Here is a 24,576-nt window from a genome sequence, read left to right as displayed (position 1 = left end):
AGCCAGGAGAAGGAAGGTCACGATGACGAACGCGAGCTACAAGCAGTTCTGTCCCGTTGCCATGGCAGCGGAGATTTTATGCACGCGGTGGACGATCGTGTTGTTGCGGGAGTTTATCGCCGGCTCCACACGCTTCAACGAACTGCGGCGCGGCGTGCCGCGCATGTCACCTGCATTGCTGTCCAAGCGCCTGCGCGAACTTGAGGCTGCCGGACTGCTGAAACGCGAACGGTTGCCGGGATCGCCGGAGGTCGATGCCTACCGCCTGACACAGGCCGGGCGCGATCTATCGCCGGTGATTGAGGCGATTGGCATGTGGGGGCAGAAATGGGTCGAGACCGAGCCCTCACTCTCGAACCTCGACCCCGAGCTTCTGATGTGGGACATGAGGCGCAACCTCGATACCGATCCGGTGCCCGACCGAAGGACCGTGATAGAGTTCCTGTATTCCGAATTGCCGCCTTCGCAGCGCAAGTGGTGGCTCATCGTTGAGCCGGATCGCAGCGTCGATCTTTGCCATGTCGATCCGGGATTCGACGTGGATCTTTATGTCCACGTCGATCTTCGCACCATGACCGAGATCTGGATGGGTCTGAAAACGGTGGCGCGCGCCACTGACGAGGGCAAGCTGTCGATGGTCGGCCACACGTCGCTTGCCGACAGCATGCAGTCCTGGCTGGGGCTGAGCCCGTTCGCGCAGCAGCCCAAGCGCGCGAGCTGACCCGGTTTGCCTCATCAATGGCCCTCAAAGGCAAGGTAAATCCCGAAACAACCGACCAGAATGAGGCTTGATGCCCAGAGCACATCAAGATTGAACCATGTGCGCGACAGAAACTTCAGGCCGAAATAGAAGTATATTGCCATAGCAATCACGCCGCCCGCGATGGTCATGGCCAAAGTGTGCGCCAAAGCTACGAAGACGGCAGAGGCGATGTTCTGCCCCATCAGTTCCCGTGCCGCGTCGTGGCCACCGTCTGCCGTTTCAACACCGCAAATGCCAAGGTAGATCGGGACCAACATCAACCCGGCCCCATGCGCCATCGCGGCCAGAAAAGACCACAGCACCAGCTTTGTGGGGTGGATCCGGGACAGAAATCTGGGGTGCCTGCGATTGATCAAAAGATAGATCCCTGCGGCGATCACCAGCGCACCGGCACCAATGCGAATCTCTTTCTGCCAGTTGACCAAAGCGGTCATCATCGAGAAGGGCAGCAGAATTGCCAGCATGGCCAGCAGATGCCCGACGGCAAGCGCGCCGATGGCTTTTGCCATGGCCCTGTTCCGGCCTTCCATCAGGCCAGCGGATACCGCCAGCGGCCAACCCATGCCGGGATTGACCCCGTGATAGAAACCCGAAAGGATGACGGCCCCCCAAAGAGCCGTCATCGTGCTTGTGTCGAGTTCCATTCAGACGTTGGGGTAGCAGAAACTGTCGGTCGAGCAGTCTCCGCCCTCAAGCCGGATCTGGTGTGCCCGGTAGCCCTTCGGGAAATCGACGTAGAAATCCGGTTCAAGCTCCAGCCCGCCAGTCTCGCCGACGTGGGCCATGACCATTTGACCGCCCTCTTGCCCCGGATAGAACTGTTCGTCCCATGTGGAGTAGAGCGAGTTGGTCCAGTAGACCCGCTTGCCGTCGCGGCTGATCTCGACCATCTGCGGTCCGAAGGCGAAGTCACCGCCGCCCGGGTGTTTGGTGCCACGCGCGATGCCGCCGAGTTCCACCTTGCCTGTCAAAACCGGGTTCATCGGGTCAGACACATCATACTGGTGCATCTCGCCCAGCCCCCAGCAGGCGACATAAAGGTATTTGTCATCAAGGCTGAGATCGATATCGGTGACCAGCGGCGGCACGGCCTCGAACCCCTGCAACAAGGGCGGCAGGTTCTCGGGTTTTTCCGGGCGCGGGTCGATGGTGATGGTCTTCTTGCTCTGCCAGGTGCCATCGTCACCACGCCACCAAGTGAAGATCGCCCCTTGCAGGTTGGTCGTGTCCACCACCACGCCGCAGAACCCATGAGATTTCTTTGGGTCATGCGCGGGCCGAATTTCCAGCGCCATCTGGTAGTTCTCACCAAAGTCGATTGTCTGGATGTTCTTGCGGCGGCGCAGATCCCAGAAATGGATCGAGTGGCCGTATTTGTTGGACAGAAGATCCTCGGCCACGATGCCGTTCTCGAATTGCGGCGGCAGGCCCCATTCCGAACTGACCATGTAATCCTGCGGCAGATTCCACCAGAAATCGTAGTGCTTGTCCTGCTTGCCCCGGTCCATTTCATACTGGCCGATGATCTCGAAGGTTTCGCAATCCATGATGAAGATGCCCGGCGGGCCGTCCGTGCCATCCTTGCCACCGCCACCCAGCGTCGAGACATAGATCCCTTCCGGACCGCAGTGTATCGTGTGCGGGCGTGAATAGCCGGTCTTGGCAAAGACTTCTTCAGGCTCGATGATCTTGTGGATTTTCAGATCCAGCGGATCCTTGGTGTCGATCACATAGATGCGCGAGGACCGAATGCCCGGAACGATCAGGTAGCGCCGTTCCAGAAAGGCATGGCCCGACAGCGGTGACAACGATGACGAGCAGGCGTTCCAGCCGAAATGATGAAACTCGTCTCCCTTGTTGGGCATCAAAAGTTGATGGACGATGCTGCCATAGCTGTCGGATTTCGGGTTCAGGTCGATCACGGCGATGCCGTCAGGCTGCGCGCCATCGGGACTGAGCATCACTGTGAAGCCGTAGTTCTCCACCGGGGCCTGCATGGCAAGCTGCGCGGTGGCGTGAAATGTCGGGTCCGGTCTTATAGTCATGTCTACCTCCCTTGAATGAACAAGCCCGTGATGGGCAGTCTTGGTTTCGGCTCTCCTCTTCTTGGCGGTGTGGCCGTTGCCTCCTCAAACCTCGGCCACGTTGCACAGTTGAATGGCCCCGCTGATGCGGTCGGCCAAGTTTATGAGTTTCAGTCCGATTCCTGAACGGTCCGCCTCTCCGAAGCGCCGGATTGGTCCGACGGCCCCCACGCTGAAGATCGCGCCGATATTGCCAATGGAGACCGGCGCGGCCACACTGGCAATCCCGAGGTCAATCTCCTGATCGCAATCGGCAAAGCCCCGCTCTGCGATCCGGGCAAACTCTGCGCGCAACTCCGTTTCGGTCGTCTTGGTGTGCTCGGTATAGGCTTTGAGGCTGCCACCAATGATGCAAGTCTGGAATTCCGGTTCAGCAAAGGCCGCAATAGCCTTGGAACACGAACAGGCATGCATCGGGCGCACTCCGAGCCCCGGATGAACGAAGGCTCGGCCGGGATCTTCCGGGGTTTCAACATGGATGATCTCGACCTGACTGCTTCGAAAACGGGCCAGGAAAACGGTTTCGTTGAATTGGATCGCTGCGGCCTTGAGCAGGGGCGCCGCCGCCTTTCGCACATCCACGTCGGACTTCCCGAGAAGGGCGATGCGGATCAGACGCTCACCGATAACGACGCGTCCGTCGCCTGAAGGCGCCTCAATGAGGCCTTGTTCCTGAAGCGTCTGAACCAGCCTGTAGCAGGTGGGTTTGGGCAGACCTGTTGCCTTCTGGATTTCCGCTGTGGAAACGGAACGTCCTGCGATGGCAATGAGCTCAAGAATTGTGATCAGGCGGTCCAGATGCATATTGACCGAATCATTCCATAACGTGAGACTACTTCTTACAAAGTGATACAATTTCTCGATAGAGCAAGAAAAAAGACGGAGACTTCAAGATATGCGCACACGTGCCGCCGTGGCCCTGGAGGCCGGAAAGCCGTTGGAAGTGATGGACGTGAATCTCGATGGCCCCAAGGCGGGCGAGGTTCTGGTGGAGATCAAGGCCACCGGTATTTGCCACACCGACGAGTTTACCCGCTCGGGCGCCGATCCCGAGGGGATTTTCCCCGCCATTCTGGGGCATGAGGGCGCAGGCGTCGTTCTGGAAGTGGGCGAGGGTGTCACCACGCTCAGTCCCGGCGATCATGTCATCCCGCTTTACACACCGGAATGCCGCGAATGCTATTCCTGCCGTTCGGGCAAGACGAACCTGTGCACCGCGATCCGCGGCACGCAGGGGCAGGGGCTGATGCCGGATGGCACGACGCGATTTTCCATGCTCGATGGCACACCGATCCATCACTACATGGGCTGCTCGACCTTTGCCAACCATACGGTCATGCCGGAAATCGCGCTGGCCAAGGTGCGCGAGGACGCACCGTTCGACAAGATCTGCTATATCGGCTGCGGCGTGACAACGGGTATTGGTGCGGTGATCAACACGGCAGGTGTTGAAATCGGGTCCACCGCGGCGGTGTTCGGTCTGGGCGGGATCGGCCTCAATGTCATTCAAGGGCTGCGTATGGCGGGCGCGGACATGATCATCGGGGTTGATCTGAACGACAACAAGGAAGAGATGGCGCGCAAGTTCGGGATGACGCATTTCATCAACCCGAAGAAGGTCGAGAATACCGTGCAGGAAATCGTCAAGCTGACGCAACGCGGTGATGACCATCTCGGCGGCGTGGACTACAGCTTTGATGCGACCGGCAATGTCAATGTCATGCGCGATGCTCTTGAATGTTCGCACCGCGGCTGGGGTGTGTCGGTCGTTATCGGCGTGGCGCCAGCCGGTGCCGAGATTTCGACGCGGCCTTTCCAACTGGTCACGGGGCGGGTCTGGAAGGGCACGGCGTTCGGTGGCGCGAAAGGGCGCAGCGAGGTGCCCAAGTTCGTGGACTGGTACATGAATGGCAAGATCGAGATCGACCCGATGATCACCCACAAGCTGACGCTCGACCGGATCAACGAAGGGTTCGAGTTGATGCATGAGGGCAAATCGATCCGGGCGGTGGTCGAGTTTTGAACGATGCGCCAACCGGGCCGCTGCGCCCGCCACACTGACAAGCTGACATTCACGCACCTTCAGTGTCGTGCTTCATACCGTCGGGTTCGTCAGGTGCGCCGGTAAAAGACAACGAAGATTTGCCGCGATCAGCCTATGGATCGTCGCAGGGGGCTGTGCTCATTCGAAGCCGTGGAATTACGGTGAACAGGGGTTTTGCTTGTTGAATACCGCACCTTTCCGGTGTGGTATTTCCCGTAAGGGGCGCACACATGAAAAGACCTGTTCTTGATGCGACCGACATCCGGATCCTCAGCGCAGTCCAGGAACATGGTCAGCTGAGCAAGACCCGGTTGGCAGAAATCGTCAACCTTTCACCAACGCCATGCTGGTCCCGTCTCGACAGGTTGAAAGCGGCGGGGTTTGTCCGCGGGTTTCATGCGGAGATCGCGTTGGAGCGGGTCACCGATTTTACCCAGCTTGTTGTGACGGTTTCGTTGGCGCATCATCGCAAACCGGATTTCGAAAGGTTCGAGGCGCATATCCGAGACCTCGACGAAATCACCCACTGCATCGCGACAGGCGGCGGCATGGACTACGTTATGACGGTTTTTGTTCCCAGTCTGACCTCTTTCCAGACCCTCATGGACGGCCTGCTTCTGGCCGATGTCGGCATTGACAGATATATCACCTACATTGCGACTCGGCAGGTCAAGGCCAGTTCTCCCAACCTTGCCAAGCTGACCACCAGAACCACATGCTGAGGCAACACGTCCGGTTGGTCTGGCGCGGGATCGCAAATTGGCCTGATCGGTCTCGTGTATGGCCGGATTTCAGAACGCGCTCGGGCGCCGCAAATGCTAGAGTCTACCCGGTATTCTGACAGATCATGGCAGATGATGCCGACTGTCAGCACGGGAGGATGACATGACGCAATCACCTGATATCGGTTTTGGGACCCAGATCCGCAGATCGCCCTATTTCGATGCGACGGTTCGGTGGGGTGCGCGGGGGTTTTCAGTCTACAATCACATGTATATTCCTCGCGATTTCGGCGACCCGGTCCAGAACTTCTGGAACTTGGTGAATGATGCGATCCTGTGCGACGTGGCTGTTGAGCGCCAGGTCGAGATCACCGGACCGGATGCGGCGAAATTCACTCAGCTTCTGACGCCGCGCGACCTGTCGAACATGGCTGTCGGGCAATGCAAGTATGTTCTGATCACCAATGCCGAGGGCGGCATTCTGAACGATCCCATTCTTCTCAGGCTGGGTGAGAACCACTTCTGGTTCTCGCTGGCCGACAGCGACATCCTGCTTTGGGCGCAGGGTGTGGCCGTGCATTCCGGTCTCGATGTCACCATCCGCGAACCGGATGTGTCGCCACTGCAATTGCAGGGCCCGAAATCGGGCGAGGTGATGAAGGCGCTCTTTGGCGACAGCATCATGGATCTGCGTTATTTCCGGCTGCGCGAGACAGAGTTGGACGGTATTCCGCTGGTCGTGTCGCGCACCGGATGGTCCGGCGAGCTGGGGTATGAGATCTACCTTCGGGACGGAGCGTGCGGTGATGCGCTCTGGGAACGTATCATGGCTGCGGGCCTTCCACTGGGGCTGAAGCCGGGCCACACGTCCACGATCCGCCGGATCGAGGGCGGCATGCTGTCGTATCACGCGGATGCCGATATCAATACCAACCCCTACGAGCTTGGTCTTGACCGGCTGGTCAATCCGGAGATGACAGCGGAGTTCGTTGGCAAGTTCGCGTTGCGACGTATTCGGGAGCGCGGGGTTACGCGCAAACAGGTCGGCCTTCAGATGAATGGCGCGCCACTCCCGGCTCCGAACACAACGTTCTGGACCATCACAAAGGATGGCACCCGCGTCGGCAAGGTCACCTCTGCCGTCTATTGCCGCGCCTTGAGCGGAACATCGCGCTCGCCATGGTTTCTTGCGAATTCACCGAACTTGGCACGGACCTACAGGTTCGGACGCAATCGGGCGTGATCGACGCCACCGTGGTGAAGCGGCCCTTCCACGATCCGGGACAGAACCCGTCTCAGTCTGGCTCCAACGGTTCGGATCAACGTCTGGTGTCGAGGGAAAACAGGTGAAAGTGTACGGGTCTTGATCGTCCGGCAGGCGCGCACTTGGACACCCCAAGGCATTTAGCCCGGCGACAACGCTCCGACGGTGCGCGGCGAGACCTCGCGCAGCAATTTGCGGGTCATGGCGCGTTCGAAATCGGCAAAGCCCTGCGCCACCTCCAGAAAGGCGCCGGGGCCGCGGATCACTTCTTCGCGGTAGTAGTCGATGAGCGAGATCTCTCCCTCGAAATCCGCGCCATTGATTACCAGCCCGTTCACGGTGACGCCGTTGAAGGGAAATTCGGCATAGGCGGCGGCGGGGGGAAATCCCTCGTTATTGACGCCATCACCGGACATGTCGAGCGTCTTGAACAGGCAGGCGGGGCCGGCTTGCAACAGCGTCGCGCCGTGGCCGAGGGCGTAGCCCATCGCGGTGGGAAACTCCGTCTCGCTTCGGGTGGAGGCGGCAATTCGGTTGGCGGCCGCCAGAAGCGCGCCGCGATCGTCGATCATCGTCCAGTCGAGGAGGGTCTTGTATTTGAGCCGCCCGCTCCATTCATACGCGGCCAGCGCGACGGGTGGCGCGGCGAAGAATGCCTCCTGCACCTCGGGGGCGAGAAGGGCGGCGGCCAGCCCCTTGCGTTGCAGCGCGTCCTCCGCCTCATCGACCGAGGCCGAGACATCGAGCGCCAGCAAGAGCGCGAGCCGGCACTCCTGCGCCTGCGCCCCCAAAGGGGCGCAAAGCGACAGGAGCAGAGCCAGAGCCCTTACCAATGGCCCGTGTTTTCCATGCTCGCCCAGGGCTCTGCGGGGGCCAGAGATTCGCCCTGTTGCAAAAGCTCGATCGAGATGTTGTCGGGGCTGCGCACGAAGGCCATGCGCCCGTCGCGCGGCGGGCGGTTGATGGTCACCCCTTTGTCCATGAGATGCTGGCACATCGCGTAGATGTCGCCGACCTCATAGGCGAGATGGCCGAAATTGCGGCTGTCATCGGGCAGTGCGTCGTCGCCATCCCAGTTGTAGGTCAGCTCCACCGGGCATTCCTCCTGTCCCGGAGGGGCCATGAACACGAGCGTGAAGCGCCCGCCCTCATTGTCCCAGCGGCGCGTTTCCTTCAGGCCCAGCAACTCATAGAAGGCCATGGATTTTTCCAGATCCTTCACGCGGACCATGGTGTGCAGATATTTCAGATGCATTGCGCTCTCCCGTTCGAATCCAGCCCACAGCGTAGGGTGCGAGGCTGAAATGTCGAGGGGGGTCAGAAGGCCGAGCGAAAGCCCATGTGGAGGCCGAACGCCTTCTTTTCATAGAGCCCGACGTTGGAGTCGGTGCGCGAGGCGTGCAGCGTGACAGAGGGCACGAAGCCGTAGTAATCGAGCTTGGGAAACACGGCAGTGAGATGGGCGGACATTTCGGTGTCGTGGCGCCCGTCGGAAGTGAACCGGGAGCGGTCGTGATTTTTTTCTGACAGCGACAGCCCCATGGAAAGCTGCATGTCCATCACCGGCTTCGCGATCGCGTATTCGGCTCGCGCGGTCAGCCGGCGGTAATCGAGATGCGGGGAAGTGGAGGTGCTTTGCCGCGCGCTCAACCCAAGGCTCAGCCGGTCGCCGTTGCCGAGCCGGTGGTCGAGCCCGACGCGCAACCCGGCAAGATCGGCATCGGGGGTGCCGCGCATTAGGTCCTGATGCTCCGCGCTCAGCCCAACATGGGCACGCGTCCGGCGCGAGAGTGCGAAATGCTTGGCCGCACCGAGCTTGACGAAATTCATGTAGGGATCACCGCCATACCAATTCCGGCCCAGTTCTGCGGTGATCTCATAGGGGGCCTTGGTGCCGGGCAGCCGGGCCGTGCGCGACAGCCCGACACTGACAGAGCTATAAGCGAAATCGCTGCCGGACACGTCCGGCGCGCTGGCCTTGGCGGAATCGGAGAGGACGTAGGTCTGATGCTGAAGGTTGAACAGCGCCTCGTTGCGGGCGGTCTTGCTCTCCGACAGGCGATAGCGGGCGCGCAGCCCGGCGCTGATCTGCGTTCCCGACAGGGCGGCGGCCGCGCCGGTGATGGGAAACTCGATCCAGTCGTTCAGTGTCACGCTGTTGGCAGTGCTTCCGCTATTCACGTTGGAGCTTGGCGCGATGGAGAAAGAAAGCTGCGCCGACCACGGGTTGCGCTGGCGCACATAACGGAAATCGCGGATCGCGCGGGCGCGCAGGCCGGGGCTCGGGGCGTGTTCGCTCGCGCGGCGCAGCCACCATTGCGCGCGGGTGCGTTTACCATCCGAGGCCAGCGCCTGCGCCATCGCCAGCGCCGCGCCATAACGTGGATGATCGGCTTCGGCCAGCCGCCATGCGCGGCGCGCGGCCTGTTGCGCGACGCGATATTGTCCCAGATCGCGCGCGGCGCGGGATTTCATCACAAGCGCCTGAATGTCACCGGGATCGCGCGCAAGCAGCGCCTGCGACAACTCCAGCGCCTGTTGGGGTTCGTGGTAGGCGATGGACAGCGCGGCGGCATGGCGCATTTCCGCCACCGAGAGTGTGACAGGCCCCTCCGCCGCCGTGGGTGCGGCGGTCAGCAAGGCCAAACCCGCCGCCGCGGCAAAGGGACGGATGCGATGCACGATGCGTTTCATTTGCGCCCCCTTGTCAGCGGGCGAGAATAAAGCCGCCGGTTTCGCGCGTGGTTACATTCTCAAAGCGCGGATCATCCGAGGTGATGACAAGAACCCCGGCTATTTCACCGGCATTCTCACCCGAGAGGATGGCGTAGTAATTGCCGCTCTCCCAGATTTCAGAGCCGGAAGAGGCGTTGATGACCCTGCTGTTCAACTCTCCCATCATCTCGCCGTTGGCATCCACGTTGCCGGAACCGCTTACCACGAAATTGAGAGAAGGAAGCGCGGTATAGGTAGTGCCGGTTTCCGAGCTGAGCGCGGTGAGCACGTCGGCGGTAATGTCATTCCCGGCGGTGTCATAGATCGTGCGGTTGGCCACCTGTCCAACTACGCCTGCGCCGTTGTTGAAATCGTCAAAGTCGATGGAAACGGTCATATCGCCTTCGGCATACTCCATGCCGCCCACGCCCTCGAAATCGCGCAGCGCGGCATAATCGCCGGAGTATGTCGCCTGCCCACTGGTTGGCAGGGTCACGTCCCCGCTACGCTGGTAGATGAATCCGCCAAAGCCATAATCTGCATAGGCACCGGTGCGCACGATGGCTACCTTCGTCTCACCTGACGGGCCGACACGGTAAAGCGCCTTGTGCGACAACTGGTTTATCGGCTTGCCCGAAACCGGATCGGTCACGGTGCCAGCATTTTCATAGACCGCGAAACTGTTCAGGGTGCCGACCTGATCGTCGCGACTATAGGCGTCGTCCCCGTCAAACGCGAGGTTGTCGACGGTGAAGGTGTCTTCGCCATTTTCATTGTTATAAGTGACGGTTTCGACCATACCGCTTCCGTCGCCGTCATTTTCTTCGTAGCGGGTGATGCCCGTCTCGGGCGAAGGGCTGGTGGTGCCGGGTGGCAGATCATCGCCAAAGATCCCGACGTTCTCTTCTTCTTCCGACTGCTCTTCTTCTGTCTCTGTCTCGTCGTCGAACGGGTTCGTGCCGCCACCAAGACAGGCGGACAGAAGCCCGAGCGCGAGCAACATCGCGGCTATACGGATCATGATACTGCACCCTCAATATATGTTCTGCGCTTTTCACGCTTTTGCCAAAACTCTTGCCTCTGCTTGCGTCGAAGTCAATCCACGCCGTTGAATTGCGGGCAACCTGTTGCAGACAGGGCGCCTCAATCCTGTGGTGGCGGCGGCGGTTGTCCCAAGATATGGTCGTGGCGAACAGAGTCGGAGCAACAAAAGGATTCGCCCGATGCCGCTGACGCCAGAGCAACAGGCCGAGATCGAAAACCAGCGCAGCACGACGCGCGAGACCCTGCGCGCGGTGAGCGAGGGGATGGAACGGCATCTTTATACCGCGATCCCGGTCCTCGATCACGGCTTTGTGCGGGTGATCGACTACATGGGCGATGATGCCGCGATCTGCCAGGCGGCGCGCGTGAGCTATGGCAAGGGCACCAAATCGGTGAGCAACGACGAGGGGCTGATCCGCTATCTCATGCGGCACTGGCATTCGACGCCCTTCGAGATGTGCGAGATCAAGCTGCATGTGAAACTGCCGGTTTTCGTTGCGCGGCAGTGGATCAGGCACCGCACCGCGAACGTGAATGAATATTCCGCGCGCTATTCGATCCTCGACCGTGAATTCTACATCCCCGAGCGGGACGCGCTGGCGGCGCAGTCGCGCACCAACAATCAGGGCCGGGGCGCCGCGCTTGAGGGCGAAGAGGCCGACCGTGTGCTGCGTATCCTGCGCGACGACGCGATGCGCTGCTACGATCACTATGAAGAGATGATCGGCGAGGACGGCCAGCAGGGGCTGGCGCGGGAGCTGGCGCGGATGAACCTGCCCGCCAATATCTATACGCAGTGGTATTGGAAGGTGGACCTTCACAACCTGCTGCATTTCCTGCGGCTGCGCGCCGATGCCCATGCGCAATACGAGATCCGCGTCTATGCCGATGCGATCTGCGACGTGGTGGCCGATTGGGTGCCCTTCGCCTTCAGGGCGTTCGAGGATTACCGCATGGGGGGCGCAACACTCTCGGCCACGGCGCTGGACTGCCTGCGCCGGATGCTGAAGGGCGAGGCGGTGACGCAGGAGACCTCCGGCATGAGCAAGGGCGAATGGCGCGAATTCGAAGGGATCCTGAACGGCCCGGCGCAACCGGGGTCGTAGCGCGAATCCATCCATCGGGCGCCCATGATTTCATCATTCGGGTGAATCTTGCCCCGTTTGTGGGCAAAAACTCTTAGTGGCGGGCAAAATCAGCGCGTGGCGGCAGACCCCGCAGAGGGGTTTGATAGCGTCCGTTGCCGAACCCACCAGACACGGTGCGTTCGGGAATCGGATGTGACGCATGAATGCCATTGCAGACCTCATGAGGCCGCAGCGCAGCACAGGCCGCGCTTCCGTTGCCATCGCGACACGCAGGGGCCGCGCGGCGATTGCCGGGCTGCATCAGGCGGGATCGGCCAAGGCGATGTATCTGCCCGGTGCGGGCGGGCCGGAGGTCGTGTTTCTCAATACCTCGGGCGGGCTGACGGGCCGCGACCGGCTGCGCTATGCGCTTGATCTCGGGTCCGGGCTGCGCGCCACGGCGACGACGCAAACGGCGGAGCGCGCCTATCGCGCTGTGGGTGATCCGGCACATGTGCGGGTGCGTCACAGCGTCGGCGCGGGCGCGCATCTCGACTGGCTGCCGCAGGAAACCATCCTGTTTCAGGGCGCGCGGCTGCGGCGCGAGACGCAAATCGACCTGACCGGCGATGCCACTTGCCTGCTGCTGGAGGCGGTGGTTCTGGGCCGCGCGGCGATGGGAGAGCGCGTGAGCCGGTTGGAATTCACCGACCGCCGGATGATTTCGCGGGACGGTGTGCCGCTGTTTGCCGAGCCTCTGCGCCTGACGGGCGAGGCGTTGGCGGCGGGGGCGGCCGTGCTGGCCGGGGCGCGCGCGATTGCCACGCTGGTTCTGGTGGCGCCGGACGCGGCGGACCGGCTTGAGGCGGCGCGCGCCATTCTCGATGAGCCGGGCGTGCGCGCCGGCGCCTCGGCCTTTGACGGCAAGCTGGTGGTTCGGCTGATGGCGGGCGACGGCTGGCCGCTCCGGCGGCAGATCCTGCGCGCGCTGGCGGTGCTGAGGCCAGGCCGTCTGCCGCGTGTCTGGCAAACTTAGAAAAGGATCGCAGAATGTATCTGACCCCCCGCGAGAAGGACAAGATGCTGATCAGCCTGGCCGCCATGGTGGCGCGGGGCCGGCTGGCGCGCGGCGTGTTGCTCAATCACCCCGAGGCGGTGGCGCTGATCACCGATTTCGTTGTCGAGGGCGCGCGCGAGGGCCGCAGCGTCGCCGACCTGATGGCGGCGGGAGCCGATGTGATCACCGCCGATCAATGTATGCCCGGCATCCCCGACATGCTGCCCTCGGTTCAGGTCGAAGCGACATTTCCCGACGGGACCAAGCTGGTCACCGTCCACCATCCCATCCGCTGAAAGGGTCCGATCATGCGTTTACTCCTTGCTGTCCTGATATTTGCGCCCGCGCCCGCGCTGGCCCATTCCGGCGCGCATCTGCATCCGCACGGGATCGATGCGTTCTGGCTTCTGGTGGTGGGGCTAATCGCGGTGGCGGGCGGTTATCTGATCGGACGGGGACGGAAATGATACCCGGAGAGTTCTTTCCCGCCGCGCAGGACATCACCCTCAACGACGGTCGCCCCGTCACCGTGCTGGAGGTCGCCAATACCGGCGACCGGCCCGTGCAGGTGGGCAGCCACTACCACTTTGCCGAGGCCAACAGCGGCCTGTCGTTCGACCGCGCCGCCGCGCGCGGCCAGCGCCTCGACATTCCCGCCGGCACCGCCGTTCGCTTCGAGCCGGGCCAGACGCGTGAGGTGCGGCTGATCCCCTATGCGGGCGCGCGGCGGGTGTTCGGCTTCAACGGTCTTGTGATGGGGGAGGTCTGAGCCGTGGCATACAGCATTTCCCGCAGCGACTATGCCGAGATGTTCGGCCCCACCACCGGCGACCGCCTTCGCCTTGGCGACACCGAACTGATCATCGAGGTGGAGCGCGACCTGACCACCTATGGCGAAGAGGTGAAATTCGGCGGCGGAAAGGTGATCCGCGACGGCATGGGCCAGAGTCAGGTTACGCGCGCCGAGGGCGCCATGGACACGGTGATCACCAATGCGCTGATCGTCGATCACACCGGCATCTACAAGGCCGATGTGGGCCTGCGTGACGGGCGGATCGCGGTCATCGGCAAGGCGGGCAACCCCGACACGCAGCCGGGCGTCGATGTGATCATCGGGCCGGGCACCGAGGTGATCGCGGGCGAGGGAGAAATCCTGACTGCGGGCGGGTTCGATGCGCATATCCATTTCATCTGCCCGCAACAGATCGACGATGCGCTGCATTCCGGCATCACCACCATGCTGGGCGGCGGAAGCGGTCCGGCGCATGGCACGCTGGCCACCACCTGCACGCCCGGAGCGTTCCATATCGGGCGGATGTTGCAGGCCGCCGACGCGCTGCCGATGAACCTTGGCTTTGCGGGCAAGGGCAATGCGAGCCTTCCGGGCGCGCTGCGCGAACAGGTGGCGGCCGGGGCCTGCGCGCTCAAGCTGCACGAGGACTGGGGCACCACCCCCGCCGCCATCGACTGTTGCCTTGGCGTGGCCGAGGAAACCGATGTGCAGGTGATGATCCATACCGACACGCTCAATGAATCGGGGTTTGTGGAGAACACCATCCGCGCCATCGGCGGGCGCACCATTCATGCCTATCATACAGAAGGGGCGGGGGGCGGCCATGCGCCGGACATCATCAAGGTGGTGGCGACGCAGAACATCCTGCCGTCGTCGACCAATCCGACGATGCCGTATACCGTCAACACCATCGAGGAGCATCTCGACATGCTGATGGTGTGCCACCACCTGAGCCGCAGGGTGCCCGAGGATGTGGCCTTCGCCGAAAGCCGCATCCGGCGCGAAACCATCGCCGCCGAGGATATCCTGCACGACATGGGCGCGTTCTCGGTGATGGCATCGGACAGTCAGGCGATGGGCCGCGTGGGGGAGGTGATTTCCCGCACATGGCAGACCGCCCACAAGATGAAGGTGCAGCGCGGACGGCTGAGCGGGGAGACGGGCGAGAACGACAATGCCCGCGTGCGCCGCTATATTGCGAAATACACCATCAACCCGGCCATCGTGCACGGTATGTCTGCCCATATCGGCAGCATCGAGGTCGGCAAGCGCGCCGATCTGGTGCTCTGGAACCCGGCGTTTTTCGGGGCCAAGCCCGAGATGGTGCTCATGGGCGGGTCCATCGTGATGGCGCAGATGGGCGATCCCAATGGGTCCATCCCGGCGCAGCCGGTGCATTCGCGCCCCATGTTCGCCGCTCTGGGGCGGTCACTGGAACGCTCATCGATAAGTTTCGTCAGCGCCGCCGCGCAGCGGGCCGGGACCGGCGTGCAACTGGGGCTGGCCAAGGACACCGTGGCCGTCGAGGGCTGCCGGGGGCTGCAGAAGGCCGACATGAAGCACAACAGCGCCACGCCGATGATCGAGGTGGATCCCGAAACCTATGAGGTGCGCGCCGATGGCGAGGTGCTGACCTGCGAGCCGGCGCAGGAGCTGCCGCTGGCGCAACGCTATTTCCTGTATTGAGGTGTGATGATGACCGACCTGCCCGTTGCCCGCCGTCTGTTGCCGGACGCCTCGCCCGAGGTAGCCGATGTTGTGGCGCTCGACTACGATCAGCGCCTGTTGCGGCGCAAGCGTCTGGTGACGACGGGCGGTCTGGCCTTCCTTGTCGATCTTGGAGAGGTCACGAATCTTGACGATTACTGGGGCTTCGCGCTCGATGACGGGCGCGCCATAGCGGTGGAGGCCGCGCCCGAGGATCTGGTTGAGGTGACCGGAGATCTGCCGCGGCTGGCATGGCATATCGGCAACCGGCACACGCCCTGCCAGATGTGCGGCGATCACCTGACGATCCGCCGCGATCATGTGATCGAGGCGATGCTGACACGGCTGGGGGCGGGTCTGCGGCCGGTGACCGGGCCGTTCCGGCCCGAGGGCGGCGCCTATGGCAAGGGACGGACCATGGGCCACGATCACGGCGGGCACAACGATCATCACCACCCGCACCCACATCCCGCCTGATGCTGACCCCCGCGCATCTGACGCTGGTGCAATGGCTCTCGCCTGCCTTTCCCACCGGGGCCTTCGCCTATTCGCATGGGCTGGAGCAGGAGATCGCCAGCGGCACCGTGCACGACCGGGCCAGCCTTGAGGCGTGGCTGGGCAATATCCTGCGCTTCGGCGCGGGCTGGCAGGATGCGGTGCTGCTGTGCCTCGCGCTGAGAGCAGGGGCCGATACGCGGGCACTCGATGCCCATGCGCGTGCGCTGCAACCGAGTGCGGAGCGGCTTGGCGAAACGCTCGACCAGGGTCGGGCGATGGCGCGCTGCGTGTCGGCGGTCGGTGGCCCGCCGGTCGAGGCCGGTCCCTTGCCGCTGGTGCTGGGTCGGGCGGCGGCGGGGCTGAACTTGCGGCGCGCAGAGGTGGCGGCGCTTTATCTGCAAGGCTTTGTGACCAATCTGGCGGTTATCGCGGTGCGCCATGTACCTCTTGGCCAGAGTGAGGGGCAGCGGGTGATCTCCGCCCTGCAACCGCTGATCGTGGAACTGGCCGGGGCTGCCGCCGACGCCGGCCCGGACGACCTTGCAAACGCGGCGCTTTCCGCCGATCTGGCGGCGATGCGGCATGAAACCATGGACGTGAGGATTTTTCGCACATGAGCAAGTCTCAAAACGGCCCGCTTCGGGTGGGGATCGGTGGCCCGGTGGGCGCGGGCAAGACGACGCTGACCGAAGGGTTGGCGCGCGCGCTGGCGCCGCGCCTGTCGATGGCGGTGATCACCAACGACATCTACACCCGCGAGGACGCCGAGGCGCTCATGCGCGCGCAGGTCTTGCCGATGGAACGTATTCGCGGGGTGGAAACGGGCGGCTGTCCGCATACCGCGATCCGCGAGGATGCCAGTATAAATCTTGCGGCGATTGACGATCTGACTGCGGCGTTTCCCGATCTCGACCTGATCGTGATCGAATCGGGTGGCGATAATCTGGCCGCGACCTTCAGCCCGGAACTGGCGGATCTGACGATCTATGTGATCGACACCGCCGCCGGGCAGGACATCCCGCGCAAGCGCGGGCCGGGGCTGACGAAATCCGATATGCTGGTGGTCAACAAGATTGATCTCGCGCCGTATGTGGGCGTGGACCTGGCCCTGTTGGAGGAAGACACCCGCGCCGCACGCGGCGCCCGGCCTTTCGTGCTGGCCGAATTGCGCCGCGGCGACGGCATTGACGCGGTGGCCGCGTTCATAGAACGTGAGGGGGGTCTTGGCGCCTGAGCCGCATCAGGGGTCATCCCGGCCTGATGGAAAGGACACCCCCAATGCCTGCAAAGTCGAAAGCTCAACAACAGGCCGCCGGTGCCGCACTGGCGGTCAAACGCGGTGAAGCGGAGAAATCCAGCTTGAAGGGGGCCGCGAAAGATATGTTCGAAAGCATGAGTGAGGCGGAACTGGAAGATTTCGCATCGACCCCACGCGAGGATCTGCCCGACAAGGTGGAAGGCGATGACTGATCATCAGTCAGCGTCAAAAGACGAAACGGCGCCACCAAGGGGAGCGCCGTTTCGCATGAACCGTATATATGGGGATCAGCCGGCGGCGCGATCCTCGGGCTTGTAGCCAATCTGCTCCGAGACGGTGAAACGTCCGCCCGCGATCTTTTCGATCTTGTTCTGCCGCAGAAGCTGACCAAAGCTGCGCAGCCCGTCTTCGCGGTTGAAATCCGCATCATGCGCTTCGCGGGCAAGACGCATGAGCATCGGGCGTGAGAACTGGTCGTGGCCCTCGACATAGGACAGATAGGCCGCCGCCGCTTCAAGCAGGTCGGGCAACCCTTCCGCCCCCATCGATTCGGCATAGTCGGCAAAGCTGCTGGCGGATGCGCTCTCGTATTCACTCGGCACAGGCCGCGCGGCGGCGACACGGCGCGGACGGACCGGGGCCTGCGGCTGCGTGGTGTCCACCCGCTGTTCGGCCACCAGTTTGAGTGGCGACGCTTCACTGTTGTCCCGGTCAGGGCGCCGAGTTTCACCGCGGCCTTCGCGCGTCGGACGGCTGGGCCGGGCGGGGCGCATCACCTCCGCCAGATCCGAGCGATAGGGCTCCGCGGCGTCGCGCTTGTTGGCGGCGTCCTCGCCTCCGGCGCGGCGTTCGGCCCTGGTTGCGGCCACGGCAGCACGCAGATGTGCGATGGCGCTGCGGCGGCGGGTGCTTTCAGGCTCATCAAGCTGGCGGTTGGTCTGCGCGAGGATACGGCCGAGATCGTCGCCTTCCTTTGAGTTTTCAGGCAGGCGCGGGGCTGGCTGCGTCGTGGCCTCTTCCTCGTCCACGGGGGCGGTCTCGTCGTCCGCCTCGGCAGCCTCGTCCATTTCGCTTGTTTCGGCTGTGTCCTCCGGGGCGTCGTCCGCGTCGTCGCGAAGATCGGCCGACTCGTCTTCAGGGCCGGTGTCCAACTCGGCCTCGACCTCGGCCAGTTCGGCCATCAGGTCGGCCTCTTCCTCGGGCGAAAGGGACGTGGCCTCGGTGCTGTCCGGCGCAGGGGGGGCTGTGTTTTCGGCCGCGTCGGCCGCTGACTCGTCCAGAAGTCCGGTGGCCACCGCACGCTCGAAATCGGCACGCTTCATGCGGATCACACGGGCGCGGACGGGGGCCGCCGTGGCGGTCTCATCCTCGAAATCCCGGGTCTCGACGATATCCATTGCCGAGTTGTCGTCCCCCAGATCATCAATCGGAGCCCGGACTGCGGCGCCGGTGGCGCCAATGTCCTGTGACTCAGAGGCATAGTCCTCGGCGTGTTCGTCCTCGGAATACTCCTCCCCACTCTGTGCTTCGGCACGGGAGACGACGGCACGGATACGGCGCAGCTTCGCCGCGATGGAGTTGTCGTCGTCTTCTTCTTTCGCGGCAGTGGCTTCCGGTTCCATTTCGGGCTCCGGCTCGGCCTCTGCCACGGCTTCCGGTTCCACTTCGGGCTCCGGCTCGGCCTCTGCGACGGCCTCCGGTTCCATTTCAGGCTCCGGCTCGGCCTCTGCCACGGCTTCCGGCTCCGCTTCGGGCTCCGGCTCGGCCTCTGCCACGGCTTCCGGCTCCATTTCGGGCTCCGACTCGGCCTCTGCCACGGCTTCCGGCTCCACTTCGGGCTCCGGCTCGGCTTCTGCCATGGCCTCCGGCTCCAATTCGGGTTCCGGCTCGGCGACTGCGCCGTATTCGGGCTCGGCCTCTCCAGCTGAAACGCCCGGCGTCATCGGAGCGGGCGGTGTTTCCGCCATACCGGCGCGCAGCACAATGGCGCCATGTTCGGTCCGGGCCTCAACCTTGCGGGAAATTTCGCGTTCCGCGATTCGGGTGAGCATTTCCGCATCCGGCACGGGCGGCTCAGCCCCGAAATATCGGTCGTCCGCGGCCAGGTCGCGGAAATACTCTGCAATTGCCTTCATGGTCTCGAAACTTTCGTCGAACCCTTCCAGCGTGCAGGAAAAGGTGCCGTAGGAGACCGTCAAAACCTTGTTGTTCGTAACCATCGGATGTGCGTCCTTTGAACTGTGCAAGGGCTTCTATATCACGGGGCAGGCGTCGAAAGCTGACCGATTCTGTGCCTGACAGGGTATCATTTCAGGGCCGAATTGTGGTCTGTTTCCTGAAATGCGGCAAATGAGGGTGAAATGCCAGAGATTGTTCGTAGTGTCGAACCAGTCACCCTTGCCGGGGCCGGGGAGATGGGAGAGCATGATCTCGATCTTTGCCTCAAACACGCACCACGCTTGGTGGCGGCCGATGGCGGCGCGGTGATGTGTCTTGCGTGCGGGCAGGTGCCCGAGGCGGTCATCGGGGACATGGATTCGCTCGACCGCGCCGTGCAGGCGGGGCTGCCGCCGGAGCGAATTCACCGGATCGACGAACAGGAAAGCACCGATTTCGACAAGGCGCTGCGCCATATTGCGGCGCCGCTCGTGCTGGGTGTGGGATTCACCGGGGCACGGATGGATCACTTTCTGGCGGCGTTCAATGTGCTGGTTCGCAATCCGGGGCGGCGCTGTATCTTGCTGGGCGCGCAGGATCTGGTGTTCCTTGGGCCACCGCTGTTTCGGATGGCGCCGCAGGTGGGCACGCGGCTGTCGCTCTATCCGATGGGCGCGGTGGAGGGGTTTTCCGAAGGGCTTCAATGGCCGATCGCCGGGCTGACCTTCACCCCCGATGGGCGGGTAGGGACGTCGAACCGGGTCACCGGGCCGGTGGAGATCGGGTTCACCGCGCCGAAAATGCTGGTGATGTTGCCGCGCGACAGCCTCGGACTGGCAGTCAGGGCACTTGCGGAGCAACCCGGCTCATGGCCCGTTCCCTGAGTACGACATAAAGGCCCGAGGCGACCGTGATCACGATCCCCGCCGCCGCCAGCCCGTCGGGCAGGTCGGCAAACATCAGCCAGCCGATCAGCGTGGCAAAGGGAATTTCAAGATACTGCATCGGTGCCAACGTGGCCGAGGGCGCGTAGCGCAGCGACCATGTCATCACCAGATGCGCGAATGTGCCGAGCAGACCAATGCCAATCAGAAGAAGCGCGCTCTGGGCGTCGGGGCGGATGAACTGCAATTCCGGAATCGCGTTGAGATCCCCCCAGAGCGCAAGCGGAACGAGCAAGACCGTTGCCATCACGCCCGACACCGCCTGAAGGCCAATGGGATCGGTCTCCTTGGCGATGTGGCGCGTCACCAGCATGAAGAGCGAAAAGACCACCGCCACCACGAGCGGCAGAAGCGCGGGCCAGCCCACGTCCGCGAAACTGGGTTTGATCACCATGAGCGTGCCGGCAAATCCGACGATGCAGGCGATCAGGCGACGCGGCCCGACCTCTTCGCCAAGCACGAACTTGCCCAGCAGCAGCATCAGGAACGGCATGACGAAGGCGATGGCCACCGCATCCGCCAGCGGCAGATAGCGCAGGGCGGTGAACATCGCGCCGATACCGATGATATGCAGCACCGTGCGCAGCAGAATGAGATGAAAGACCGACCGCCGCACCCGCCAGATCCGGCCGGTCATCATGATTACGGGAATGAGAATCGCCGCCTGCACCGCGAAGCGGACCACAAGCACCATGCCAAGCGGTACGCTTTGCCCCAGTATCTTGGCCAGCGCGTCCCCAAACGGCGCGAGCACACAGAACAGCAGCATGAGAGAGATGCCGAGAAGGGGACGATCCTGAGCCATGATCCGACGTTAGAAAGAAGAGGGCAGGGGCGCAATCACGGAGCGCGACCCACGTGACGTGACTTGGCGTCACTTTGGGGATGGAAAGGAAAAACCGGGCCGATCCCAAGGGGATGGCCCGGCAGGAGGGTTGCCCGTCGCCTGCTTGGGGCGCCGGTGCGCCGCTGGTCGTTCAGCGGTTCATCCTGTTGTCTATAAGGTCGTCGACGACGGCAGGGTCGGCAAGGGTCGACGTGTCGCCAAGCGAGCCATGATCGTTCTCGGCGATCTTGCGCAGGATGCGGCGCATGATCTTGCCGGAGCGGGTCTTCGGCAGGCCCGAGGCCCATTGGATGAGATCGGGGCTGGCGATGGGGCCAATCTCGGTGCGCACCCACTGGCGCAGTTCGGTGCGCAGATCATCTGTCGGCTCCACCCCGTTCATCAGCGTGACATAACAGTAGATGCCCTGTCCCTTGATGTCATGCGGATAGCCGACGACTGCGGCCTCGGCGACCTTGGGGTGGGCGACGAGGGCGGATTCGACCTCGGCGGTGCCCATGCGGTGGCCCGAGACGTTGAGCACATCGTCCACGCGCCCGGTGATCCAGTAATCGCCATCCGCGTCGCGCTTGCAGCCGTCGCCGGAGAAGTAATAGCCCTTGTAGTCGGAAAAATACGTCTTTTCGAAACGGGCGTGATCGCCCCAGACGGTGCGCATCTGGCCCGGCCAGCTGTCCTTGATCGCCAACACGCCCTCGGCGGGGTTGCCAGCGATCTCCTCGCCGGTCTGCGGGTCGAGCACCACCGGCTGCACCCCGAAGAAGGGCTTCATCGCCGCGCCCGGCTTGGTGGCATGGGCGCCGGGCAGCGGCGTGATCAGATGCCCGCCGGTTTCGGTCTGCCACCACGTGTCGACGATCGGGCAGCGTCCCTTTCCCACCACCTCGTTATACCAGGTCCAGGCTTCGGGGTTGATCGGCTCGCCCACGGTGCCGAGGATGCGCAGGGATGACAGGTCGCATTTCTCGACCGGCTCGTCGCCCTGGCCCATCAGGGCGCGGATTGCCGTCGGCGCGGTGTAGAACTGGGTGACGCGGTGCTTCTCGCAGACCTGCCAGAAGCGGCTGGCGTCTGGCCATGTCGGAACGCCCTCGAACATCAGCGTGGTGGCACCATTGGCCAGCGGGCCGTAGACGATATAGCTGTGCCCGGTGACCCAGCCGACATCGGCGGTGCACCAGAAAATGTCGCCGTCATGGTAATCGAATGTGATCTCATGCGTCATCGCGGCATAGACGAGATAGCCGCCCGAGGTATGCACCACGCCCTTGGGCTGGCCGGTGGAGCCGGAGGTGTAGAGGATGAAGAGCGGGTCTTCCGCCCCTATCTCGGCCGGCTTGCAATAATCGTCGGCTTCCATCGCCATTTCATTATAGTCGAAATCGCGCCCGTCGATCCATGTGGTCTGCCCGCCGGTGCGCTTCACGACAAGGCATTTCACGCTGTCCTTGCAATGCAGAAGCGCGGCGTCGCAGTTGGATTTCAACGGCGTCTTGCGCCCGCCGCGCGGGGCTTCGTCGGCGGTGATCACCACTTTGGCATCGCAGCCGTTCACACGGGCGGACAGCGCATCGGGCGAGAAGCCGGCGAAAACCACCGAATGAACGGCACCGATGCGCGCGCAGGCCAGCATCGCATAGGCGGCCTCGGGGATCATGGGCAGGTAGATCACCACCCGGTCGCCGCGACGCACGCCCAGATCCTCGAGGATATTGGCCATGCGGCAGGTGCGGCGGTGCAGTTCGGCATAGGTGATGTGCTGCGCGGTGTCCTCTGGATCGTCCGGCTCCCAGATGATGGCGGTCTGATCGCCGCGATCCTTCAGGTGCCGGTCGATGCAGTTGGCCGAGACATTCAGCGTGCCGTCGGAGAACCAGTTGATCGCCACGCTGCCAAGATCGAACGACACATCCTTGATCTGGGTGTAGGGTTTGATCCAGTCGATCCGCTTGCCCTGCTCGGACCAGAATCCCTCCGGATCGGACAGCGACGCCGCATACATCTCATCGTATTTCGCCACGTCGATATGGGCATTGGATATCATCTCATCGGACGGGGGATAGGTTGGAGATGTCATTGCAGCAAGTCCTTTCGTCAGCCTTGGATGGTATGCCCGTCGCCCCCGGACGGGGCGCCGCGGGCGGTCCTGATCAGATGGCCAGATACTCCGCGCGCAGGCTTTCGTTTTCAAGCACTTCTTCGGCGGTGCCATCGAAAACGATCTGCCCGGTGTCGAGGATCACGGCCCGGTCGGCCAGTTCCAGCGCGCGCACCGCGTTCTGTTCGACGATCACGGTGGTGATGCCCTGTTCCTTGATGATGCGGAGTGTTTTCTCGATCTCGTCCACGATCACGGGAGCCAACCCCTCATAAGGTTCATCGAGCAGCAGCACCTTGATGTCCCGCGCCAGCGCTCGGGCTATGGCGAGCATCTGCTGCTCCCCGCCCGAAAGCGTCACCCCGTCCTGACGTCGGCGCTCGCCCAGACGGGGGAACAGTTCGTAAAGACGGTCGATCGACCAGCCGACAGGCGGGGCGATCTGCGCAAGTTGCAGGTTTTCCTCAACCGTCAGACCAGAGATGATGGAGCGATCCTCGGGCACGAGGCCGATACCGGCCTGCGCGGCCTGATGGCTGACCATCGTGTGAAGCGGTTGATGGTCAAGCCAGATCTCGCCATGCGTGACCTGCGGGCTGAGCATTCGCGCGATGGATCGCAGGGTCGAGGTTTTGCCCGCGCCGTTGCGGCCCAGAAGCGCAAGAATCTCGCCCTCATGCACGTTGAAAGAGATGTTCTGCACGATATAGCTCTCACCGTAATAGCTCTCCATGTTCCAAACGGAGAGGAAGGCGGGGGCGGTTTCGGCGTAATTGCGGCCCTTCGAAAAGTCCGGTTTGACGTTCATCGCAGTCTCTCCTTATGCCGCCGCTTCGCCAAGATAGGCTTCGCGCACCTTGGGGTGGCCCTTGATGTTCTCGGGCGTGTCCTCGACCAGCGGCGAGCCCTGCGCGAGAACGGTGATCCGCTCGGCAAGACTGAACACCACATGCATGTCATGTTCGATGATCACGATGGTGATGTCACGCTCCGACTTGATCTGCTTGAGCAGGTCGATGGTGTTGTTGGTATCGGCGCGGGCCATCCCGGCGGTCGGCTCATCGAGAAGCAGAAGCCGCGGTTCCTGCGCGAGACACATAGCGATCTCAAGCCGCCGCTTGTCGCCGCGCGACATGGAGGCCGCGTGCATGTGCCGCTTGTCGGCCATGTTCACGTCGGCGAGGATCCGGTCCGCCCAGTCCACGATGTCCTTTTCGCGCATCATGTTCTCGATCGCATGCATCCGAAAGGAGCCGTCGCGCTTGGCAAAGCAGGGGATCATCATGTTTTCCAGCACCGATAGCGCGCCGAAGATTTCCGGCGTCTGGAACACCCGGCTTATACCCATCTGGTTGATCTTGTGGGCCGAAAGGCCCAGCACCGATTGCCCGTCGAACATCACCGACCCGGTATCGGGGGTGAGCTTGCCGACCAAGACATTGAGCAACGTAGACTTGCCCGCGCCGTTGGGTCCGATGATGGCATGGCAGGAGTTTTCTGCGACGCTGAGATTC

Annotated in this window: 26 protein-coding genes and 2 pseudogenes; 15 read left to right on the top strand and 13 right to left on the bottom strand. The window is 62.8% G+C overall.

Annotated elements, in window-relative coordinates:
• Window positions 1–22 precede the first annotated feature (22 nt).
• Window positions 23–721, top strand: coding sequence for a winged helix-turn-helix transcriptional regulator (locus BMW66_RS02325; RefSeq protein WP_093115030.1), 699 nt, complete (start codon window positions 23–25; stop codon window positions 719–721).
• Between the two features lie 14 nt (window positions 722–735).
• Here BMW66_RS02325 and BMW66_RS02320 read toward each other — a convergent pair whose 3' ends face one another.
• The 3 genes from BMW66_RS02320 to BMW66_RS02310 form a co-directional block, all read right to left on the bottom strand.
• Complete coding sequence (locus BMW66_RS02320) at window positions 736–1,407, bottom strand: hypothetical protein (protein ID WP_093115029.1); 672 nt, start codon at window positions 1,405–1,407, stop codon at window positions 736–738.
• Complete coding sequence (locus BMW66_RS02315) at window positions 1,408–2,808, bottom strand: selenium-binding protein SBP56-related protein (protein WP_093115028.1); 1,401 nt, start codon at window positions 2,806–2,808, stop codon at window positions 1,408–1,410. It abuts the gene before it with no gap.
• An 84-nt stretch (window positions 2,809–2,892) separates the two neighbouring features.
• Entirely contained in the window at window positions 2,893–3,651 is a 759-nt protein-coding gene (locus BMW66_RS02310; protein WP_093115027.1) for an IclR family transcriptional regulator, read from the bottom strand.
• Between the two features lie 91 nt (window positions 3,652–3,742).
• Between BMW66_RS02310 and BMW66_RS02305 the strand changes: the two genes are divergently transcribed.
• From BMW66_RS02305 to BMW66_RS02295, 3 genes and pseudogenes are all read left to right on the top strand, one after another.
• A complete protein-coding gene (locus BMW66_RS02305) occupies window positions 3,743–4,870 on the top strand; it encodes an S-(hydroxymethyl)glutathione dehydrogenase/class III alcohol dehydrogenase (RefSeq protein ID WP_093115026.1) in 1,128 nt (375 codons plus the stop codon).
• A 251-nt stretch (window positions 4,871–5,121) separates the two neighbouring features.
• Window positions 5,122–5,613, top strand: coding sequence for an Lrp/AsnC family transcriptional regulator (locus BMW66_RS02300; RefSeq protein ID WP_093115025.1), 492 nt, complete (start codon window positions 5,122–5,124; stop codon window positions 5,611–5,613).
• 163 nt (window positions 5,614–5,776) lie between these two features.
• Window positions 5,777–6,963, top strand: a pseudogene (locus tag BMW66_RS02295) (glycine cleavage T C-terminal barrel domain-containing protein).
• 54 nt (window positions 6,964–7,017) lie between these two features.
• Here the strand turns inward: BMW66_RS02295 and BMW66_RS02290 are convergent.
• From BMW66_RS02290 to BMW66_RS02275, 4 genes are all read right to left on the bottom strand, one after another.
• On the bottom strand, window positions 7,018–7,710 hold the full coding sequence (locus BMW66_RS02290; RefSeq protein WP_093115024.1) for a DUF1194 domain-containing protein: 693 nt from the start codon (window positions 7,708–7,710) through the stop codon (window positions 7,018–7,020).
• Window positions 7,704–8,132 (bottom strand): VOC family protein, encoded by a 429-nt coding sequence (locus BMW66_RS02285; protein ID WP_093115023.1) that lies wholly within the window; start codon window positions 8,130–8,132, stop codon window positions 7,704–7,706. The genes BMW66_RS02290 and BMW66_RS02285 overlap by 7 nt, the downstream gene beginning before the upstream one ends.
• A 62-nt stretch (window positions 8,133–8,194) precedes the next feature.
• Window positions 8,195–9,571, bottom strand: a complete 1,377-nt coding sequence (locus tag BMW66_RS02280) for a surface lipoprotein assembly modifier (protein ID WP_093115022.1) — start codon at window positions 9,569–9,571, stop codon at window positions 8,195–8,197.
• A gap of 13 nt (window positions 9,572–9,584) precedes the next feature.
• Window positions 9,585–10,613 (bottom strand): hypothetical protein, encoded by a 1,029-nt coding sequence (locus BMW66_RS02275; RefSeq protein ID WP_139196107.1) that lies wholly within the window; start codon window positions 10,611–10,613, stop codon window positions 9,585–9,587.
• Window positions 10,614–10,815: 202 nt separating this feature from the next.
• Here BMW66_RS02275 and thyX point away from each other — a divergent pair, with 202 nt between their 5' ends.
• From thyX to BMW66_RS02230, 10 genes are all read left to right on the top strand, one after another.
• The gene (thyX, locus tag BMW66_RS02270; protein WP_093115020.1) at window positions 10,816–11,742 is read left to right on the top strand and encodes an FAD-dependent thymidylate synthase; all 927 of its coding nucleotides are present in this window, start codon (window positions 10,816–10,818) and stop codon (window positions 11,740–11,742) included.
• Between the two features lie 181 nt (window positions 11,743–11,923).
• Window positions 11,924–12,739 (top strand): urease accessory protein UreD, encoded by an 816-nt coding sequence (locus tag BMW66_RS02265; RefSeq protein ID WP_093115019.1) that lies wholly within the window; start codon window positions 11,924–11,926, stop codon window positions 12,737–12,739.
• A 14-nt stretch (window positions 12,740–12,753) separates the two neighbouring features.
• The gene (locus BMW66_RS02260; protein ID WP_093115018.1) at window positions 12,754–13,056 is read left to right on the top strand and encodes an urease subunit gamma; all 303 of its coding nucleotides are present in this window, start codon (window positions 12,754–12,756) and stop codon (window positions 13,054–13,056) included.
• Between the two features lie 12 nt (window positions 13,057–13,068).
• Window positions 13,069–13,227: a hypothetical protein gene (locus tag BMW66_RS20260; protein WP_175483140.1), complete on the top strand. Its 159-nt coding sequence runs from the start codon at window positions 13,069–13,071 to the stop codon at window positions 13,225–13,227.
• Window positions 13,224–13,529, top strand: a complete 306-nt coding sequence (locus tag BMW66_RS02255; RefSeq protein WP_093115017.1) for an urease subunit beta — start codon at window positions 13,224–13,226, stop codon at window positions 13,527–13,529. The genes BMW66_RS20260 and BMW66_RS02255 overlap by 4 nt, the downstream gene beginning before the upstream one ends.
• A gap of 3 nt (window positions 13,530–13,532) precedes the next feature.
• On the top strand, window positions 13,533–15,239 hold the full coding sequence (gene ureC / locus BMW66_RS02250) for an urease subunit alpha (protein WP_093115016.1): 1,707 nt from the start codon (window positions 13,533–13,535) through the stop codon (window positions 15,237–15,239).
• Between the two features lie 9 nt (window positions 15,240–15,248).
• A complete protein-coding gene (locus BMW66_RS02245; RefSeq protein ID WP_093115393.1) occupies window positions 15,249–15,737 on the top strand; it encodes an urease accessory protein UreE in 489 nt (162 codons plus the stop codon).
• Window positions 15,738–15,739: 2 nt separating this feature from the next.
• Window positions 15,740–16,375, top strand: coding sequence for an urease accessory protein UreF (locus tag BMW66_RS02240; protein WP_175483151.1), 636 nt, complete (start codon window positions 15,740–15,742; stop codon window positions 16,373–16,375).
• A complete protein-coding gene (gene ureG / locus BMW66_RS02235) occupies window positions 16,372–16,992 on the top strand; it encodes an urease accessory protein UreG (RefSeq protein WP_093115014.1) in 621 nt (206 codons plus the stop codon). Before BMW66_RS02240 ends, ureG begins: the two co-directional genes overlap by 4 nt.
• 44 nt (window positions 16,993–17,036) lie before the next feature.
• Entirely contained in the window at window positions 17,037–17,228 is a 192-nt protein-coding gene (locus BMW66_RS02230; RefSeq protein WP_093115013.1) for a DUF3008 family protein, read from the top strand.
• 75 nt (window positions 17,229–17,303) lie between these two features.
• Here the strand turns inward: BMW66_RS02230 and BMW66_RS02225 are convergent, their stop codons facing one another.
• Window positions 17,304–19,235: a prolipoprotein diacylglyceryl transferase gene (locus tag BMW66_RS02225; RefSeq protein ID WP_245729302.1), complete on the bottom strand. Its 1,932-nt coding sequence runs from the start codon at window positions 19,233–19,235 to the stop codon at window positions 17,304–17,306.
• A gap of 141 nt (window positions 19,236–19,376) precedes the next feature.
• Here BMW66_RS02225 and BMW66_RS02220 point away from each other — a divergent pair, with 141 nt between their 5' ends.
• Window positions 19,377–20,057, top strand: a complete 681-nt coding sequence (locus BMW66_RS02220) for a thiamine diphosphokinase (protein WP_245729301.1) — start codon at window positions 19,377–19,379, stop codon at window positions 20,055–20,057.
• On the opposite strand, the gene BMW66_RS02215 is transcribed toward BMW66_RS02220, so the two are convergent.
• The 5 genes and pseudogenes from BMW66_RS02215 to BMW66_RS20835 form a co-directional block, all read right to left on the bottom strand.
• Window positions 20,014–20,922, bottom strand: coding sequence for a DMT family transporter (locus BMW66_RS02215; RefSeq protein WP_093115012.1), 909 nt, complete (start codon window positions 20,920–20,922; stop codon window positions 20,014–20,016). The genes BMW66_RS02220 and BMW66_RS02215 overlap by 44 nt on opposite strands.
• A gap of 172 nt (window positions 20,923–21,094) precedes the next feature.
• Window positions 21,095–23,041 (bottom strand): acetate--CoA ligase, encoded by a 1,947-nt coding sequence (gene acs, locus BMW66_RS02210; RefSeq protein ID WP_093115011.1) that lies wholly within the window; start codon window positions 23,039–23,041, stop codon window positions 21,095–21,097.
• A 73-nt stretch (window positions 23,042–23,114) separates the two neighbouring features.
• The gene (locus BMW66_RS02205) at window positions 23,115–23,870 is read right to left on the bottom strand and encodes an ABC transporter ATP-binding protein (RefSeq protein WP_093115010.1); all 756 of its coding nucleotides are present in this window, start codon (window positions 23,868–23,870) and stop codon (window positions 23,115–23,117) included.
• A gap of 12 nt (window positions 23,871–23,882) precedes the next feature.
• Window positions 23,883–24,017, bottom strand: coding sequence for an ABC transporter ATP-binding protein C-terminal domain-containing protein (locus BMW66_RS20840; protein ID WP_425441304.1), 135 nt, complete (start codon window positions 24,015–24,017; stop codon window positions 23,883–23,885).
• Window positions 24,018–24,170: 153 nt separating this feature from the next.
• Window positions 24,171–24,539, bottom strand: a pseudogene (locus BMW66_RS20835) (ATP-binding cassette domain-containing protein); the annotation flags it as partial.
• Window positions 24,540–24,576 lie beyond the last annotated feature (37 nt).

Origin of the sequence: Salinihabitans flavidus (genome assembly GCF_900110425.1) — a bacterium.
Classification (GTDB): Bacteria; Pseudomonadota; Alphaproteobacteria; order Rhodobacterales; family Rhodobacteraceae; genus Salinihabitans; species Salinihabitans flavidus.
This window is presented reverse-complemented; position numbering and strand designations above follow the sequence as displayed.

What these genes read in the sequence shown, in the direction of transcription:
- BMW66_RS02325 (WP_093115030.1), top strand. Translation starts at nt 23, where the DNA reads ATGACGAACGCGAGCTACAAGCAGTTCTGTCCCGTTGCCATGGCAGCG.
- BMW66_RS02320 (WP_093115029.1), bottom strand. Translation starts at nt 1,407, where the DNA reads ATGGAACTCGACACAAGCACGATGACGGCTCTTTGGGGGGCCGTCATC.
- BMW66_RS02315 (WP_093115028.1), bottom strand. Translation starts at nt 2,808, where the DNA reads ATGACTATAAGACCGGACCCGACATTTCACGCCACCGCGCAGCTTGCC.
- BMW66_RS02310 (WP_093115027.1), bottom strand. Translation starts at nt 3,651, where the DNA reads ATGCATCTGGACCGCCTGATCACAATTCTTGAGCTCATTGCCATCGCA.
- BMW66_RS02305 (WP_093115026.1), top strand. Translation starts at nt 3,743, where the DNA reads ATGCGCACACGTGCCGCCGTGGCCCTGGAGGCCGGAAAGCCGTTGGAA.
- BMW66_RS02300 (WP_093115025.1), top strand. Translation starts at nt 5,122, where the DNA reads ATGAAAAGACCTGTTCTTGATGCGACCGACATCCGGATCCTCAGCGCA.
- BMW66_RS02285 (WP_093115023.1), bottom strand. Translation starts at nt 8,132, where the DNA reads ATGCATCTGAAATATCTGCACACCATGGTCCGCGTGAAGGATCTGGAA.
- BMW66_RS02280 (WP_093115022.1), bottom strand. Translation starts at nt 9,571, where the DNA reads ATGAAACGCATCGTGCATCGCATCCGTCCCTTTGCCGCGGCGGCGGGT.
- BMW66_RS02275 (WP_139196107.1), bottom strand. Translation starts at nt 10,613, where the DNA reads ATGATCCGTATAGCCGCGATGTTGCTCGCGCTCGGGCTTCTGTCCGCC.
- thyX (WP_093115020.1), top strand. Translation starts at nt 10,816, where the DNA reads ATGCCGCTGACGCCAGAGCAACAGGCCGAGATCGAAAACCAGCGCAGC.
- BMW66_RS02265 (WP_093115019.1), top strand. Translation starts at nt 11,924, where the DNA reads ATGAATGCCATTGCAGACCTCATGAGGCCGCAGCGCAGCACAGGCCGC.
- BMW66_RS02260 (WP_093115018.1), top strand. Translation starts at nt 12,754, where the DNA reads ATGTATCTGACCCCCCGCGAGAAGGACAAGATGCTGATCAGCCTGGCC.
- BMW66_RS20260 (WP_175483140.1), top strand. Translation starts at nt 13,069, where the DNA reads ATGCGTTTACTCCTTGCTGTCCTGATATTTGCGCCCGCGCCCGCGCTG.
- BMW66_RS02255 (WP_093115017.1), top strand. Translation starts at nt 13,224, where the DNA reads ATGATACCCGGAGAGTTCTTTCCCGCCGCGCAGGACATCACCCTCAAC.
- BMW66_RS02245 (WP_093115393.1), top strand. Translation starts at nt 15,249, where the DNA reads ATGACCGACCTGCCCGTTGCCCGCCGTCTGTTGCCGGACGCCTCGCCC.
- ureG (WP_093115014.1), top strand. Translation starts at nt 16,372, where the DNA reads ATGAGCAAGTCTCAAAACGGCCCGCTTCGGGTGGGGATCGGTGGCCCG.
- BMW66_RS02230 (WP_093115013.1), top strand. Translation starts at nt 17,037, where the DNA reads ATGCCTGCAAAGTCGAAAGCTCAACAACAGGCCGCCGGTGCCGCACTG.
- BMW66_RS02225 (WP_245729302.1), bottom strand. Translation starts at nt 19,235, where the DNA reads ATGGTTACGAACAACAAGGTTTTGACGGTCTCCTACGGCACCTTTTCC.
- BMW66_RS02220 (WP_245729301.1), top strand. Translation starts at nt 19,377, where the DNA reads ATGCCAGAGATTGTTCGTAGTGTCGAACCAGTCACCCTTGCCGGGGCC.
- BMW66_RS02215 (WP_093115012.1), bottom strand. Translation starts at nt 20,922, where the DNA reads ATGGCTCAGGATCGTCCCCTTCTCGGCATCTCTCTCATGCTGCTGTTC.
- acs (WP_093115011.1), bottom strand. Translation starts at nt 23,041, where the DNA reads ATGACATCTCCAACCTATCCCCCGTCCGATGAGATGATATCCAATGCC.
- BMW66_RS02205 (WP_093115010.1), bottom strand. Translation starts at nt 23,870, where the DNA reads ATGAACGTCAAACCGGACTTTTCGAAGGGCCGCAATTACGCCGAAACC.
- BMW66_RS20840 (WP_425441304.1), bottom strand. Translation starts at nt 24,017, where the DNA reads ATGCATGTGGTGTTCAGTCTTGCCGAGCGGATCACCGTTCTCGCGCAG.